Here is a 15895-nt window from a genome sequence, read left to right as displayed (position 1 = left end):
TCAGGCCGCTTCCTTGAGCGAAGGCAGCTTGGCGACCAGCCGCAACGAGACGGTCAAACCTTCGAGCTGGAAGTGCGGGCGCAGGAAGAACTTGGCGCCGTAGTAGCCCGGATTGCCTTCGACGTCTTCCACCACGACTTCCGCCGCAGCCAGCGGGCGCCCGGCCTTGGTCTCCTGCGAGGAGTTGACGGGGTCGGCGTCGACGTAATTCATGATCCACTCGTTGAGCCAGCGCTGCATCTCGTCGCGCTCCTTGAAGGTGCCGATCTTGTCGCGCACGATGCACTTGAGGTAGTGCGCGAAGCGCGTGCTCGCGAAGAGGTACGGCAGGCGGGCCGAGAGGTTGGCATTGGCCGTTGCGTCCGGGTCCATGTACTCCTGCGGGCGCTGCAGCGACTGCGCGCCAATGAAGGCGGCATGGTCGGTGTTCTTGCGGTGCACCAGTGGGATGAGGCCGGCCTTGGCGAGTTCGGCTTCGCGGCGGTCGGAGATGGCGATCTCGGTCGGGCACTTCATGTCGAAGCCGCCGTCGTCGGTCGGGAAGGTGTGGCAAGGCAGGTTCTCGACAGTGCCGCCCGATTCGACGCCGCGGATCATGGTGCACCAGCCGTAGAGCTTGAAGCTGCGGTTGACGTTGACGGCCATGGCGTAGGCCGCGTTGTTCCACACGTACTTGCGGTGGTCGGCGCCTTCGGTTTCTTCCTCGAAGTCGAATTCGTCGACCGGGTTGGTCTTGGCGCCGTAAGGCAGACGCGCCAGGAAGCGCGGCATGGCGAGGCCGACGTAGCGCGAGTCCTCGGTGTCGCGCAGCGAGTTCCACGGCGCGTGTTCGAGGTTCGACGTGATCTTGGCGAGGTCGCGCGGGTTGGCGAGCTCTTGCCACGATTCCATGCCGAGCAGCGACGGCGCCGCGCCGGCGATGAAGGGCGCGTGCGACGCGGCCGAGATCTTGGCGAAGGCGCCGAGCATTTCGACGTCGGGCGGGGTGTGGTCGAAGTGGTAGTCGGCGACGAGGCAGCCGTAGGGCTCGCCACCGAGCTGGCCGTACTCTTCTTCGTAAATGCGCTTGAAGATGGGGCTTTGGTCCCAGGCAACGCCCTTGTGGCGGCGCATGGTGCGGCGCAGCTCGTCCTTGGACAGATCCATGAAGCGGATCTTGAGTTTCTCGTCGGTTTCGGTGTTGGAGACGAGGTGGTGCATGCCGCGCCATGCAGATTCGAGCTTCTGGAACTCTTCCTTGTGCAGCACGAGGTTGATCTGCTCGGATAGCTTGCGATCGATCTCGGCAATGATGGCTTCGATGCTCCCGTAGGCGTCGTCGCTGATGGTGGCGGCGTTGACGAGGGCCTGCTCGGCGAGCGTGCGAACGGCATCTTCGACGGCGTCGCGCGCTTCTTCGGTCTTGGGCTTGAATTCCTTGTCGAGCAAGGAGGAGAAGTCCGAGGCGTCAGCGAGCTTCGTGTGGGTGATGGCCTGATTGTTGTTTGGCTTCATTGTTCTTCCCTGATGTGAGACGAGTTGCGATCAGTGCAACGTTCAGACGATCTCTGCGGCTTCGGCGCCGCTTTCGTCACCGGCAGCCCTGGGCTTGGGCGCTGCAGCCAGCGACTTCATGAGCGCGGGGTCCTGCATGAGCTTGTTGATGAGGCTTTCGGCGCCGGCCTTGCCGTCCATGTAGGTCTGGAGGTTGGACAGCTGCGTGCGCGCATCGAGCAGCGCCTTGAGCGGCTCGACCTTGCGCGCGATGGCGGCCGGCGAGAAGTCGTCGATGCTCTCGAAGGTGATGTCGACCATGAGCTGGCCTTCACCCGACAGCGTGTTGGGCACGGCGAACGCGACGCGCGGCTGGATGGCCTTCATGCGCTCGTCGAAGTTGTCGATGTCGATGTCGAGGAACTTGCGCTCGCCGACGGGCGGCAGCGTCTCGACGGGCTTGCCCGAAAGGTCGGCGAGCACGCCCATGACGAAAGGCAGCTCGATCTTCTTTTCGGAGCCGTAGATTTCCACGTCGTACTCGATCTGCACGCGCGGCGCCCGGTTGCGGGCGATGAATTTCTGACTGTTGCTATTGGCCATGAAGGTCCTGACTGGTTGACATGAGATGGAATGACTCGTCGGCCGGCGAAGCCGGCGCACGGTACGGGGGGATCACGCAAACTCGATCTGGCAAGCGATGGCTTCTCCTCCTTTCGCCTCATGTTCGGATGACGGATCGGACGCGACGTCCACGGACATGCGGGCGATGGTCTGCCGGTCGTGCAAGGCGCAGAGCCAGTGGCGCGACAGCACGGGCAGCAGGTTCTGCTCGATGTAGCCGATAAGGCGGCGCGCGCCCGTCTCATGCGTGCCGCACTGCTCGATGATGTGTTTGACCAGCGCCGGCGAGTAACTCAACGCGATGTCGTGCCGTTCCTGCATGCGGGCGACCACGCGATCGAGGTGCAACGACACGATGTCGCCCAGCGCGCTCTCACCGAGCGGCAGATACGGCACGACGGAAAGCCGTCCGATGAACGCGGCCGGGAACACCTTTCGCAACTCGGGCAGCAGCGCTTCGCGCAACGCGGGCGCATCGGGGATGAGCGCGGGGTCTTCGCACAGGCTCGCGATGAGGTCTGAGCCGGTGTTGCTGGTGAGCAGGATGGTGCAGTTGCGGAAGTCGATGCGCCGCCCTTCCCCGTCTTCCATCCAGCCCTTGTCGAAGACCTGGAAGAAGATCTCGTGCACGTCGGGGTGCGCCTTCTCGACCTCGTCGAGCAGGATCACGCTGTACGGCTTGCGGCGCACGGCCTCGGTGAGCACGCCCCCTTCGCCGAAGCCCACATAACCCGGCGGCGCACCCTTGAGCGTGGAGACGGTGTGCGACTCCTGGAACTCGCTCATGTTGATGGTGATGAGGTTCTGCTCGCCACCATACATGGCCTCGGCCAGCGCCAGCGCGGTTTCGGTCTTGCCGACGCCGGACGGGCCGACGAGAAGGAAGACGCCCACGGGCTTGTTCGGATCGGTGAGCCGTCCGCGGGCGGTCTGCACGCGTTCGGTGATGACCCTGAGCGCCTCGCCCTGTCCGATGACGCGGCGGTCGAGCGTGGATTGGAGCTGGAACACGGCGGCCACGTCGTCGCGGATCATGCGGCCCACAGGGATGCCGGTCCAGTCGGCGACGATCGCGGCGACCACGTCCTCGCCGACCTGCGGGAAGATGAGCGGCGTATCTTGCTGGCGCTCGGCCAGCTCGGCTTCGAGCCTCGCGAGGTCGGCAGATGGCGCGCCGATGGCATCCGCGGCGTGCTCGGCACGCAGGGTCTGGATGTTGCGGACCATCGCGAGTTCGTGCTGCCAGCGCTTCTCCTGCGCGGACAGTTCTTCGGCCGTCGATGTCAGTTCTGTCTTGACGGCGGTCACGCGGCTTGACCGCGCTTCATGTCCGTGCGCGATCACGCCTTCTTTTTCGAGCAGATCGAGCTCGGTTTGCAAGGCGACGATGCGCTGGCGCAGATGATCGACCGCCGCCGGCGGCGTCTGCAATGACATCGCGACGCGTGCACAGGCGGTGTCGAGCAGGCTGATGGCCTTGTCGGGCAACTGGCGCGCGGGGATGTAGCGGTGCGACAGCATCACCGCCGCACGCACCGCCTCGTCGAGGATGGTGACGCCGTGATGGGCGACGAAGGTCGCGACGAGGCCGCGCACCATCTCGATGGCCGAGGCTTCATCGGGCTCGGCGACCTGGAGCACCTGGAAACGCCTCGTGAGCGCCGGGTCCTTCTCGATGTGGCGCTTGTATTCGCTCCACGTCGTCGCGCCGATAGTGCGCAGGGTGCCACGCGCCAGTGCGGGCTTGAGCAGGTTGGCTGCATCGCTGGTGCCGGCCTGTCCCCCTGCGCCAACGAGCGTGTGCACTTCGTCGACGAACAGGATGACGGGCTGCTGCGAGCGGCTCGCCTCTTCGAGCAAGCCCTTGAGTCGGGATTCGAATTCGCCGCGCATGCTCGCGCCGGCCAGCAATGCGCCGACGTCGAGGCTCAGCAGGCGCACTTCACACAGTGCGGCGGGCACTTCGGCACGCGCAATGGCGAGAGCCAGTCCCTCGACCACGGCGGTCTTGCCGACGCCGGCCTCGCCGGTCAGCAGCGGGTTGTTCTGGCGACGCCGCAGCAGGACGTCGACCATCGTGCGGATTTCATGCTCGCGGCCGATGACGGGATCGATCTCGCCCGCGCGTGCGCGCTGCGTCAGGTCGACGCAGTACTTCGCGAGCGCGGACTTTCCCTCCGCCACTTCCGCGACCGCGCCGCTGGCTTCGCCGGGCATCGCGGACGCGAGGCCCGAACCGTCGTGCGGGCCTTCGCGCTCCTCAGGCGAACCGGCGACGATGGATGTCGCCGACTCCATCAATGCGTCGACGGGAATCTTGCGGAATGCCGTCGAGATGCCGAGCAGCACGCTGCGAAGCTCCGGCGTTTGCAGCAGCGCGATGAGCAGCCACGCGCTGCGGATGCAACGATCGCCGTATTCGAGGCTGGAAACGATCCAGGCGCGCTCGACGGCGGCCCCGAGGTGATGCGAGAAATCGCTCAGCGACGAGGCGCCCGAGGGCAGCAACGCGAGTGCCGATGCGAGATCACGTTCGACGCCTTGCGGCTCGATCTGGTAGCGGCGACAGATCCGGTGAAGGTCGCTGTCGTTGAGTTGCCAGAGCTGATGCAGCCAGTGCGTCAGCTCAACGTAGGGATTACCGCGAAGCTTGGCGAACGCCGTGGCCGATTCGATGGCCCGGAACAGCGTCAGATCGAGCTTGCCAAACAGCGCTCGTCGTGAAACAGCCATCGCGAAGTTCAGCTCGCAATGGCATCGAAGAGGGAAATCCGTTGAGGGTCAAGGCTCGTCGCGTCTCGACGACAAGCACAAGGAGCGCTGCGCCAGCGCGTGAATGCCCACCAGGGCATGGCGATGTCTTGAGGCATATGTTCTTGTCCGGCTTCCTCTGCCGTCCTCTATTTATGTGCCGGCGAGCATACACCGATCAAGCGTAAATGAATGTCCTCAGAAGGATGGAGGCGCCGAATCCTGGATTGCTGCCGCATCGTTGCTCCTCGGCACGCCAGTTGAACCGAGCGCCCGCCCCATCGCCTGCAGCAACTGCGCCCCATCCACCGGCTTGTAGAGCACGGTGATCCCCGCCTCGCGCGCGGCCGCGATGCGGCGCGGTTCCGTTTCGCCCGTGATCATCAATCCAGGCGCAGCGCAGCCGCGCCGCTTCAGCGCCTTCCACGCGTCGAGTCCCGATGCGTTGTCGCGCAGCCGGAAGTCGATCAGCAGCACGTCGGGCGCAAAGCCCGCCTCGTGGATTTCCTCGGCTTCCTGCTGGTCACTGGCGGACCGTACCTCCCAGCCGAGGGTGGACAGCAATGCGGTCAACGATTCCCGGATCTCGGGCTCGTCGTCGATGAAGAGCACCCGCCTGCGCGCGCTGCCGGGCGCCGTTTCGCTGCCATCGGGAAGCAGTTCAGCGCCCGCGCCGCGCGGTGCCGGAATGCGCGGCATGCGCAGCTCGAACACCGCGCCCTGGCCGGGCTGGCTGGTGAGCGCGACGCTGATCTTCAAGAGGCCCGCGATGCGCCGGACGATCGCAAGCCCCAGGCCCAGGCCGCGGCTGCGATTGCGCTCGGGATTGCCGACCTGATAGAACTCCTCGAACACATGCTCCTGCAGTTCATGCGGGATGCCCGGTCCGGTGTCCGACACGCGGATGCACACGCAGTCCTTGCCGGTGCGGTCGTCGGCGAAAGCTTCGATCGACACATGGCCGTCGTGCGTGAACTTGATCGCGTTGCCCAGCAGGTTCTGGATGATCCGGCGCAGCAAGGCGAGGTCGGTGCGCACCCACAGGCCCTTGTGATGGCCGCCGAGGCAGCGCAGCTCCAGCCCCGCCGCGTTCGCGATCGGCGTGAATGATTCGGCGATGCGGCCCAGCAGCTTCATCACATCGACATCGCGCTCCTCCGCGCGCACCGCGCCGGCATCGAGCTTGGAGACTTCGAGCAGGCTGTCGAGCAGCGAGCTGCTTTCCGACAAGGCGCGTCGGATGCCCTGACCCACACGGTCGAGCATCTCGTCGCCGCTCAGGCGCGCGAGCTCCTGCACCGTCGCGGCGTTGTACGACAGCGCTGTGAGCGGCTGGCGCAGGTCATGGCTCGCGGCGGCGAAGAAGCGCGTCTTGGCCTCGCTCGCCTTCTCCGCGCGGTCGCGTTCGCGCCGTAGCGATTCGGACAGCGACACGAGCTGCACCAGCGTGCGCCCCTGGTCGCGCACATAGAAAGTGAGCACCACGAAGAGCATCAGCAGCAGCGTCGCGATGGCCGCGCCTTCGAGCGTGCCGCGCGCGATCCAGCCGACGCACAGTGCGCCGCCGACGATCGAGCTCCACCCCACGTAGCTGCGCAGATGGCCCGCGACCGGCGAGATCGCGCCGACCGCGCTACCGAAGGAGATCATCGTGAGCACGTAGTGGTATTCGCTGATCGGCCGTGTGAAGATCATCAGCACCATCGCGGAGCGCAGCACCGCAAGAACGGCCAGCGCGGCGGCCGATCGCGACAGCCATGTCGCCGGCGCCACGCGACCCGGCTCGCCGATGCGCAGGAGGTAGACCCAGCGCGCGGTGTGTGCGACGACCATGGCCGCGAACCAGACCGGCGCGATCGTCTGCAGCCCGACTTGCCAGGCCACCCAGGTGACGAAGGCATCGGCGAGGATCAGCGGCAACAGTAGCCGGCGCAGCTGCTGGACCGACAGCTGCACCTGCTCGGCCTCGACCAGGGGCCGCAGCTCCCGGGCGGACAGGCCGATGCTCGCGTCAGAGATCACCCGCACCCCTGACGCGAGCTTCGTGCGCTGCTTCTCCTCGCTTGTGCACACCGACGATCTGCAGGATGGCGCGGACATGGGTCTTCACCGTGGTGTCGGAGATGTCGAGTTCGCGCGCGATCTGCTTGTCCGAGCTGCCGCGCATCAGCGCCCGGAAGACTTCGGCCTGACGCGGGGTCAGGTCCGGGTAGAGGGTCTCGACGTCGACCGGCTGGGCGACGCCGCCCAAGGCACCTTCGCCGGGCTTGCCGTTCTGGCGCGGCGGCCGGCTCACCCCGCCGCGCAGTGCGACGCGCACCGCTTCGAGCAGCGCACCGGGGTCGGCGCTCTTGGGCACGTAGCCCGCGGCGCCAAGGGCGAGCGCACGGTCCATCACGACGTCGCGGTCGTCGCCCGAGACCACGATGATCGGCGTGTCCCGGCTCGCGTCGCGCAGCACCTTGATGGAGCGCTCGCCGTCATGCGTGCCCAGCCACCAGTCGAGCAGGACGAGCTCGTAGGGGAAGGTCTCCATGAGCCGCCGTGCGCTGTCGAGATCGCGGGCCTTGTCGAGCGAAGCATCGGGCATGATCAATTGAAGAAGAAGCTCGAAGGAGTCCCCCACGAGTTGGTGATCCTCGATCCATAGCGCGCGCATTTGCTGTTGGCTCTCCCGGGCTGCTCTTCAGGTCATGCACATGTTCCGGAGGTTGCGGCAGCCGGCGCGCAACACGGAATCTGGGTCGGGCGCAGCCTATCACTTCGCCAGCGCGAGCGATCTCCTTCTTTTGGATGACGCAGCCGGTGCCGGCCACGTGGATTCGGCTGCCGAGGGCGTCGGCTTGGCTACAGGCGCCCGCGTCCGCTCAGCGGCGCTTCCGGCGCAGTCGGCGCATCGGCATGGGCGGCAGGCCGCGGGATGTTGACCAAGAGCCCGTGCATCGTGAGCATGCGCAGCGCCTCGATGTGGGTGAATTCCTGGTCGGTCGCGACGAAGCGCATCTCGTAGGTGCCCAGGCGGATCGCGTCGCCGTCGACGAGCACCTGGGTCTCGATCTGGACGTCGTTGACGAAGGTGCCGTTGCGGCTGCCGAGGTCGGTGATGGTGACGAAGGCCTGTTCGACGTCGATCAGCGCATGGTCGCGGCTGGCCTGCGCGGAATCGACGATCACGTCGTTGGTCGGGCCGCGACCCACTCTGTTGCCCTGCGGGGCGAGTTGTACCTGCCGGGTGTCGCCGGTCGCGGTCATCATGAGGAGGGTTGGCATGGTTGGTGGTCCTGGCGCGCGGTCACGAGGCCTCCCGCGCACCCATCGTATATCGGCCTTGTCCCGCGATTGTGTAGGGCCCGTCTTCGGCAGGCAGGCGGGCGGCAGGCACGGCCTCTTCATGGCCAGCGCGCGGCCGATGGAATGCATCGGGGAGCATTGTGTGCGCAGGTGAAACCCTGCCCCGAAGTGTCGTAAGAATTGCGTAAGATTCTCGCCCGCGCCCCAAACAGTTCATTCATGCTCGATGTCGATTTGCCCACGCCCGCAGCAGCGGTTCGCAACCTTCTGGCCAGCGGCGGGATCGTCCCTGCGCTGGCCATGCTCAACGACCGGACGTCTTTCCGGTTCACGGCGATCTACAAGCTGAACGGCGACGTGATGCATGCGGCGCACGCCTTCGATCGCGCGTCCGAATACCGCACGTGGCTCAAGGTGGTGCCGCTCGGAAAGAGCTTCTGCCAGCACGCCGTCGAACACGGCGAATTCGTCACCAGCCATGCCTCCCAGGACCAGCGCCTGACCAACCGGCCCTACACCGGCATGGTCGAGTCGTACTACGGCCGCCTGCTCACCAAGGAATGCGGAAAGCCCTACGGGACCTTCATCCATTTCGACCTCGAGCCGCGCAGCATTCCCGCCGAGGAGATCCACTTCCTGCGGGAAGTGATTCCGCATTTCGTCGATTTCCTCGAGTAAGGGGCCCGGCGTCCGCCCGCCAAATCACGAAGCGGGCCGCAGCAGCGCCACGAACGCCGCCGCCGCGGGCGACAGGCTGTGGGCGCTGCGCGTGATGAGATAGATCGGCGGCACGCGGATCGGCAGCTTCACCGGCAAGGTGCGCAGCAGGCCGAGCCGCGCATAGTGTGCCGCCTGCGAGGCCGGCATCACCGCGCACATGTCCGAGTGCTCCAGCAGCGCGGTCATCGCGATCGGAGAGGCCGTCTCCGTGATACGCAGCCGCTCCTGGATGCCCGCCTCGTGCAAGGCCGCTTCGAATCGCCCGCGCTGCGGCGAGCCTGGCGGCTGCAAGAGCCACGGCCATTCGACCAACTCGCGCAGCGACACCGACCTTCGCCGCAGGAGCGGATGCGTCTTGCGCACCACCACCACCTGCGGCTCGCCGAGGAGCGGCACGCAATCGAAGGCCTCGGCGCTGTGGTCCTCGGTGAGACGGCCGAGCATCAGGTCGACCTCGCCGCGCGCGAGCAGGCGCAGCATCACGTCGCTGGTGTCGACTACGACGCTGACGGCCACGCGCTCGTGCTTCTGCTGATAGGCCACCAGCGTCGGCGCGAGCAGCTCCGGCACGGCGCCGGGCACGCTGCCCACGCGCAGCGAGCCGCTGAGGCCCGAGCGCAGCGCCTCGACCTCTTCGCACACCGCGCCGAAATCGGTGAGGACCCATCGTGCATGGCGCACCAGCGCCTCGCCATAGGGCGTGGGCGTCATGCCGCGCGCGATGCGGGTGAACAGCGGCACCGCGAAGGTTTCTTCGAGTTGCTGCAGCAGCTTCGTCGCCGCCGGCTGGCTGACGTTCATCGCCGCCGCGGCACGGCCGAGGTTGCGGTGCTGGTCGAGCAGCGCGAGCAGCACCCACTGCCGCGTGCGAAGTCGCAGCAGCAGGCGCCATGGCGGGATTTCGGAGGACGGACGACTCATATACGCGCGTATATGAATTCTTCAGAAATCGCGATTGGATTGGAATGGCGAACATCCCTAAGCTGCATGCGTCGGATTTCAAGAAAACTCGGAGACACGCCCCATGCCATTCCAGCCCCTGCTGCGCGGCGCCGCTGTCCGCGGACTCGCCGCCCTGCTGCTGATCGCCGCGCCGCTCGCGGCCGCCGCGCAGAGCGCCTACCCCGACAAGCCCGTGCGGATCATGGTCGGCGCCTCGGCGGGCGGCGGCACCGACATCCTCGCGCGCCTGCTCGCGGACAAGTTCGCGGTCGCCCTGAAGCAGCCGGTCGTCGTCGAGAACAGGCCCGGCGCCTCGAACACCATCGCGGCCGAGCTCACGGCACGCGCCGCGAATGACGGCAGCACGCTGCTGCTCGCGACCAACACCGGCCAGGCCGTTGCGCCGCATTTGCTGAAGCTCAAGTACGACCCGCTCAAGGACCTGCAGCCCGTGGGCCTGGTGGCGGTGATGCCCAACGTGCTGGTGGTGCCGCAGGCCTCGCCTTACCAGAGCGTGGGCGAACTGGTGGCCGCGATGCGCGCGAAGCCCGGCGCCTTCAGGTACGCCTCATCGGGCATCGGCAGCACGCAGCACGTGGGCGGCGAGGCCTTCGCGCTGGCCACCGGGACGAAGGCCATCCACGTGCCCTACCGGGGCAGCTCGCAGGCGCATATCGACATCATCGGCGGGCAGGTCGAGATGATGTTCGACAGCACCTCCTCGGCCATGCAGCAGATCAAGGCGGGCAAGCTGCGGCCGCTCGCGGTCGCGGCGGCGAAGCGCACGCCCGAGCTGCCCGACGTGCCGACGCTCGCGGAATCCGGCGTCACTGGCGCGGACGTCAACACCTGGTACGGCCTCTTCGTGACCGCCGGCACGCCGCGCGCCGCCGTCGAGCGCCTCAACGTCGAGCTCACGCAGAGCCTGCGCATGGCCGACGTGCAGGAACGCATCAAGGCGCTCGGCGGCGAGATCACGCCGATGGACATCGCCACCTTCGCGGAGATGAACCGCAGCGAGTTCGAGCGCTACGGCAAGCTGGTCCGGGACACCGGCATGCGCGCCGAGTGACACACCACCTGAGGAAAGAATGTCGATGAAACCCAGAATCGCAGTGCTGCCCGGCGACCCGAGCGGCATCGGCCCCGAGATGACGGCCAGGCTGCTCGCGCGCGCACGCAACATCGAGGCGGCGGACCTGCTGCTCATCGCCGATCCGCTGGTGCTCGAAAGCGGCTGGCGCATCGCAGGCGTCGCCACGCCCGAACCATTGCGGCTGCGTGACCTCGACGCGCTGCGCTTCGAAGCGGGCCGCCCCAGCCTGCTCGTGCAGGACACGATGGGCGGACGCGCGCCGGTGCTCGGCGAGTCGAATGCGCATTCCGGCAAGGCCTCCTTCGAGGCGATGCAGCTCGCCACCGAGGCCGTGCGCCGAGGCCTGGTCGACGGCATCGTCTTCGCACCGCTCAACAAGCATTCGTTGCGCCTGGGCGGACTGCAGCACGAGGACGAGTTGCGCTACATGCAGGAACGCTTCGACGTGCCGGGCTTCGTCTGCGAGTTCAACATCACCGGCGAGCTGTGGACCTCGCGCGTGACATCGCACGTACCGCTCAAGGATGTCGCGGCCCTCATCACCGGCGACGCGGTGCAGGACGCGGTGCGGATCATCCACGGCACCCTCGTGCGCGCTGGTGTCGAGGCGCCGCGCATCGCGGTCTCGGGCCTCAATCCGCATGCGGGCGACGGCGGTTCCATCGGCTCCGAGGAGATCGAGGTCATTGCGCCGGCCGTGCGTACGCTGCAGGCGCAAGGCATCGATGCGCGCGGGCCCTACTCGCCCGATACGGTCTTCATCGGCGCGCGGCGCGGCGACTTCGACGCGGTCGTGTCGATGTACCACGACCAGGGCCAGATCGCGATGAAGCTCATGGGCTTCGAGCAGGGCGTGACGCTGCACGGCGGCCTGCCGGTGCCGGTGGCGACCTCGGCGAGCGGCAGCGCCTTCGACATCGCTGGCCAGGGCGTTGCGAAGATCGAGGGCCTTCAGCATGCCTTCGACCTGTGCGTGCGCATGGCGCGCGAAACAGCAGGGGCACGAGCGGCGCAGGCAGCCGGCTGAGCGCGCGCCGGCCGGCCCTACTTCTTCACCACGACGACGCGGCCAGCGTCCCGGTAGATGACGCGCATCGGCAGCCCGCGCTGCTGCAGCTCGGTCCAGATCACCGGATTGATGTAAGCCGCCGCCTGTGGGAGCGCCTGCCAGCGCGTGACGAACTCGTCGACGGTCTTGAGCCACTTGTCGGGCTCCTGGACTTCGCCGAGAGCGAATTCGTCCATGTAGGCCACCAAGGTCACGTCGCGGCCGAGATAGAAAGGCAATGTCTGGTCGTACGCGGCGACGGCGAACACCGGCGTGCCCGGATGCAGTTCCGCGCGCAGCGCCGCGGCAAAAGGCGCCGCACTCTTGAGCTGTCCATACGCGTCGTGCGATCGAAGGACCACCGTGGTCGCGATCAGATGGCCGAATGCCACGCACAGGATCGCGACCGTCACGTTCCGGCGGGCGAGGCTGAACCAGCCGAGACCGGCACAGACCAGGAAGACGACCGCGCCGACACGCAGGGCCTGCGCCATCGGCGCGAACACCTCGGCAGGCGCCGCAGCCGATGCGAACCGGGCCGCATTCGTCGAGATGACGAAAGCCGCCGCCCAGACCAGCGTCGGCAGCAGCAGATGCCAGCGCAAGGTGCCTGGTTGCATGTCGCGCAGCGCCCGCGCGGCCAGCAGCGCGAGCGCGGGGAACATCGGCAGGATGTAGGACGGCAGCTTGGAGCCCGAGGCGCTGAAGAACAGGAACACGAAGGCGCACCAGACGACGAGCAGGTCGCGCGCCTGGCCATCGCGGCGTCCGACCTCCTGCGCGCCCGACCGTCCCAGCCAGGGCAAGGCGCTGGTCCACGGCAGCATGCCGCCCAGCAGCAGCGGCACGTAATACCACCACGCGCCCTGCCGCTGGTGCACGGTGGTCAGGTAGCGCGCGAAGTGCTCGTGCACGAAGAAGAACTGGGCGAAGATGGGATTACGCATCGACACCAGGACAAACCATGGCGTCGCGAGCGCGAAGAGGACCAGCAGCCCGGACCACCAGTGCATGCCGCGGATCAGCGAAGCATCGCGGCGCCACAGGCTGGCGACGAACAGCACGCCGGCCGGGATGGCCACGCCCACCAGTCCCTTGCTCAGCACCGCGCCAGCCATTGCCGCCCAGGCGAGCCAGATCCAGCGGCGCCGCATCACCGCGTCCGACGCAGCGCCTTCGGCCAGGAGGACTGCGCAGAGCACGACGGTCAGGAAGAAGGTCAGCCCTGCATCGAGCGTGAGGAAGTGGCTGTTGCCGACCACCCACGTCATGGAGGCCGCGATCGCCAGCGCACGGATGCCGCTCTCGCGCCCCCAAAGCCGGGCGGCGGTGTAGCCCACCATCAGCAGCGTGAGGAAGCCCGAAAGCGCGGGCCACAGGCGTGCCGAGAATTCGGAGACGCCGAAGCCGAGGAAGGCGAGCGCGCCTATCCAGTACTGCATGACCGGCTTCTCGAAATAGATCAGCCCGTTCAGGCGCGGCGTGATCCAGTCGCCGCTGCGTGCCATCTCGAGCGCGATCGAGGCATAGCGGCCCTCGTCCGGACTGATCAGCGACCGCGAGCCGAGATCGGCGAACCACAGCACGCCCAGCAGCACGAGCATCAGAACGAGAACGAGCGGCCCGATCGCCACAGGCTTGCCGATGCTTCCCGCGCCGGAAGGGGTCAGCCAGCTGTCAGCGTCGGCGGGCGCGGCGCCGCTGCCGGGAAGATCGCTCTTCTTGGGTGTGCGTAGTCGGATTGCAGGAAACACGAGAGGTAGGGGGTCGCCAGATTGAACCGGCCGAGGTTGCTACGCGGGAATGAATCTCAGGTTAATGCACCTGAACGGCGTCTGAATGCGATGCAGGATACCGGGCGGCCGGAGGGCCGTAACCAATCGGCCTCATCGCGCGAACTATCGACCGAGGGCGCCCGCATGCAGCACGACGATGTTCAAAGGAGCAACACCATGCAGATCGATGAAGACAAGCTCGATGCCCTCCTCGGCAGATTGGTCGAAGAATTCGGCGCGCTGGCCAGCGCGCCGCTCGCGATTCTGGGCGACCGGCTCGGCTTGTACAAGGCGATGGCAGGCGCCGGTCCGATGACCGCCGAACAACTCGGCGAGAAGACCCATCTGCGATTGCGCTATGCGATCGAATGGCTCAATGCACAGGCCGCGAGCGGCTTCGTCGAGTACGACCCGCGAGCGCAGACCTACATGCTGTCGCCCGAGGCGCGCTGGTGCTGGCCGACGACGACAGCCCCGCCTTCATGGGCGGCGGGTTCGAGTGCCTGATGTCGATGTTCCTCGACCTCGACAAGGTGCAGAAAGCCTTCCGCGACGGTACGGGCCTTGCCTGGCACGAGCACCATCCGAGCCTGTTCTCGGGCACCGAGCGCTTCTTCCGCGCGGGCTACAACGCGAACCTGGAGCCGAGCTGGATCCCCGCGCTCGACGGCATGCGCGAGAGGCTGCATGACGGCGCGCGCGTTGCCGACGTGGGCTGCGGCTTCGGCGCTTCGACGATCGTGCTGGCCTAGGCCTACCCTGCGTCGACCTTCGTCGGCTACGACTATCACGAACCTTCGATCGCTGCCGCGCGCGAACGCGCGAAGGCCGCGGGCGTTGCCGATCGCGTGAGCTTCGAGCTCGCAGGCGCCAAGACCTATCCGGGCCGCGGCTTCGACCTGGTCGCATTCTTCGACTGCCTGCACGACATGGGCGATCCGGTCGGCGCGGCGCGGCACGTGCGCGAGACGCTCGCGCCCGACGGCCTCTGGATGATCGTCGAGCCCTTCGCGAACGACCGGCTCGAGGACAACCTCAATCCGGTCGGTCGCATCTACTACTCGGCCTCGACCATGATCTGCACGCCCTGTTCGCTGTCGCAGGAGATCGGTTTCGGGCTGGGCGCGCAGGCCGGCGAACAGCGACTGCGCGACGTCGCAAGCCAAGGTGGCTTCGGCCGCTTCCGGCGTGCCGCGCAGACGCCGTTCAACCTCGTGTTCGAAGCACGGCCCTGAGGTGCCGTGGGCGGACTTCACATCGCCGGGCGGAACCCCCGCATGTCCTTGATCCTTCGCCGCAGCGCATCGATGAAGGCGGTCACGCGCGCCGGCCGGTGCAGGCCCGGCGGCAGCGCCACGTGGATGCCCACCGGTTCGAGCCACAGGCGCGGCAGCACGCGCTTGAGGCGGCCCGATTCCAGGTCGGCCTGGCACATCCAGGGCGCGGCGGCGCCGATGCCGTCGCCGTTGAGGATCGCGCGATAGCTCGACAGCAGGCTGTCGGTGCGCAGGGGCGTGTCGATCGACACCGTCTGCGAGCGCCCGGCCTTGTCGAGCAGTCGGACCGCGTCGACGAAGTACGGCACGAGGCCCACGCACGGCAGCGTCGACAGGTTGCCCGGCGTGACGCTGCCGATGCGGCGCAGCAGCGCCGGGTGGGCGACCAGGATGCGCTCCATGTCGCCCAGGTGCCGGCTCACCAGGCCCGGGTCGCGCACCTCGCCGACGCAGACCCAGCACTCGGCGCCGGTCGCGACGAGGTCGACCACGCGATCGGTCAGCGTGAGCTCCACGCGCAGTTGCGGCCAGGCGGCGCGCAGGTCCGTCACTGCATCCGTCAGGAAACCCGTGCCGTATCCCGACGGGCCGATGACCCGCAAGGTGCCCTCGGGCCGGCTGCGGCCGCCGGAGATCCGCTCGGACAGGCTCGCCCAGCGATCGGACAGCGCCCGCGCCTCGACCATCAGCAGCCGCCCCTCGTCGGTCAGCGAGAAGCTGGCGGTGGTCCGCAGCGCGAGCCTGCAGCCGAGCAGCCGCTCCAGTTCGAGCAGGCGCCGGCTGGCGGTCGGCTGGGTGATGCCCAGCAGGCGCGCGGCCTTGCTGAGCGATCCGGTCTCGGCGATGCGCAGGAAAGTCGCCAGCAGGTCGATGCGGTCATGTACGAGCCTCATGCGCC

Annotated in this window: 12 protein-coding genes and 1 pseudogene; 4 read left to right on the top strand and 9 right to left on the bottom strand. The window is 67.4% G+C overall.

All coding sequences use genetic code 11. The features are described from left to right. The 6 genes from tssC to WKW77_RS06375 all read right to left on the bottom strand — a co-directional run bounded on the left by tssC (position 1) and on the right by WKW77_RS06375 (position 8118). Positions 1-1494, bottom strand: coding sequence for a type VI secretion system contractile sheath large subunit (tssC, locus tag WKW77_RS06400; RefSeq protein WP_340356004.1), 1494 nt, complete (start codon positions 1492-1494; stop codon positions 1-3). 42 nt (positions 1495-1536) lie between these two features. Continuing rightward, complete coding sequence (tssB, locus tag WKW77_RS06395) at positions 1537-2076, bottom strand: type VI secretion system contractile sheath small subunit (RefSeq protein WP_340356003.1); 540 nt, start codon at positions 2074-2076, stop codon at positions 1537-1539. Between the two features lie 72 nt (positions 2077-2148). Beyond that, positions 2149-4830, bottom strand: a complete 2682-nt coding sequence (tssH, locus tag WKW77_RS06390) for a type VI secretion system ATPase TssH (protein WP_340356002.1) — start codon at positions 4828-4830, stop codon at positions 2149-2151. A 216-nt stretch (positions 4831-5046) separates the two neighbouring features. After that, positions 5047-6870, bottom strand: a complete 1824-nt coding sequence (locus tag WKW77_RS06385; protein ID WP_340356001.1) for an ATP-binding response regulator — start codon at positions 6868-6870, stop codon at positions 5047-5049. Further along, the gene (locus WKW77_RS06380) at positions 6860-7507 is read right to left on the bottom strand and encodes a response regulator (RefSeq protein ID WP_340356000.1); all 648 of its coding nucleotides are present in this window, start codon (positions 7505-7507) and stop codon (positions 6860-6862) included. Before WKW77_RS06380 ends, WKW77_RS06385 begins: the two co-directional genes overlap by 11 nt. Before the next feature lie 188 nt (positions 7508-7695). Then, on the bottom strand, positions 7696-8118 hold the full coding sequence (locus WKW77_RS06375; protein ID WP_340355999.1) for an FHA domain-containing protein: 423 nt from the start codon (positions 8116-8118) through the stop codon (positions 7696-7698). A 240-nt stretch (positions 8119-8358) separates the two neighbouring features. Between WKW77_RS06375 and WKW77_RS06370 the strand changes: the two genes are divergently transcribed. Then, complete coding sequence (locus tag WKW77_RS06370) at positions 8359-8817, top strand: hypothetical protein (RefSeq protein ID WP_340355998.1); 459 nt, start codon at positions 8359-8361, stop codon at positions 8815-8817. Positions 8818-8841: 24 nt separating this feature from the next. Here the strand turns inward: WKW77_RS06370 and WKW77_RS06365 are convergent, their stop codons facing one another. Continuing rightward, the gene (locus WKW77_RS06365; protein WP_340355997.1) at positions 8842-9780 is read right to left on the bottom strand and encodes a LysR family transcriptional regulator; all 939 of its coding nucleotides are present in this window, start codon (positions 9778-9780) and stop codon (positions 8842-8844) included. 103 nt (positions 9781-9883) lie between these two features. Between WKW77_RS06365 and WKW77_RS06360 the strand changes: the two genes are divergently transcribed. Both WKW77_RS06360 and WKW77_RS06355 read left to right on the top strand, forming a co-directional pair. Next, entirely contained in the window at positions 9884-10873 is a 990-nt protein-coding gene (locus tag WKW77_RS06360) for a Bug family tripartite tricarboxylate transporter substrate binding protein (RefSeq protein ID WP_340355996.1), read from the top strand. Between the two features lie 25 nt (positions 10874-10898). Continuing rightward, positions 10899-11924: a 4-hydroxythreonine-4-phosphate dehydrogenase PdxA gene (locus tag WKW77_RS06355; protein WP_340355995.1), complete on the top strand. Its 1026-nt coding sequence runs from the start codon at positions 10899-10901 to the stop codon at positions 11922-11924. A gap of 17 nt (positions 11925-11941) precedes the next feature. Here the strand turns inward: WKW77_RS06355 and WKW77_RS06350 are convergent, their stop codons facing one another. Next, a complete protein-coding gene (locus WKW77_RS06350) occupies positions 11942-13699 on the bottom strand; it encodes a phospholipid carrier-dependent glycosyltransferase (RefSeq protein WP_340355994.1) in 1758 nt (585 codons plus the stop codon). Between the two features lie 198 nt (positions 13700-13897). Here WKW77_RS06350 and WKW77_RS06345 point away from each other — a divergent pair. Next, positions 13898-14955, top strand: a pseudogene (locus tag WKW77_RS06345) (class I SAM-dependent methyltransferase). Between the two features lie 17 nt (positions 14956-14972). On the opposite strand, the gene WKW77_RS06340 reads toward WKW77_RS06345, so the two are convergent. After that, complete coding sequence (locus WKW77_RS06340; RefSeq protein ID WP_340355993.1) at positions 14973-15890, bottom strand: LysR family transcriptional regulator; 918 nt, start codon at positions 15888-15890, stop codon at positions 14973-14975. Between the last annotated feature and the right edge of the window lie 5 nt (positions 15891-15895).

It is taken from the genome of Variovorax ureilyticus (assembly GCF_037889935.1).
Taxonomy (GTDB): domain Bacteria; phylum Pseudomonadota; class Gammaproteobacteria; order Burkholderiales; family Burkholderiaceae_C; genus Variovorax; species Variovorax ureilyticus.
Note: the sequence above shows the minus strand (reverse complement) of the source record. Positions and strands in the feature narration are given on the sequence as shown.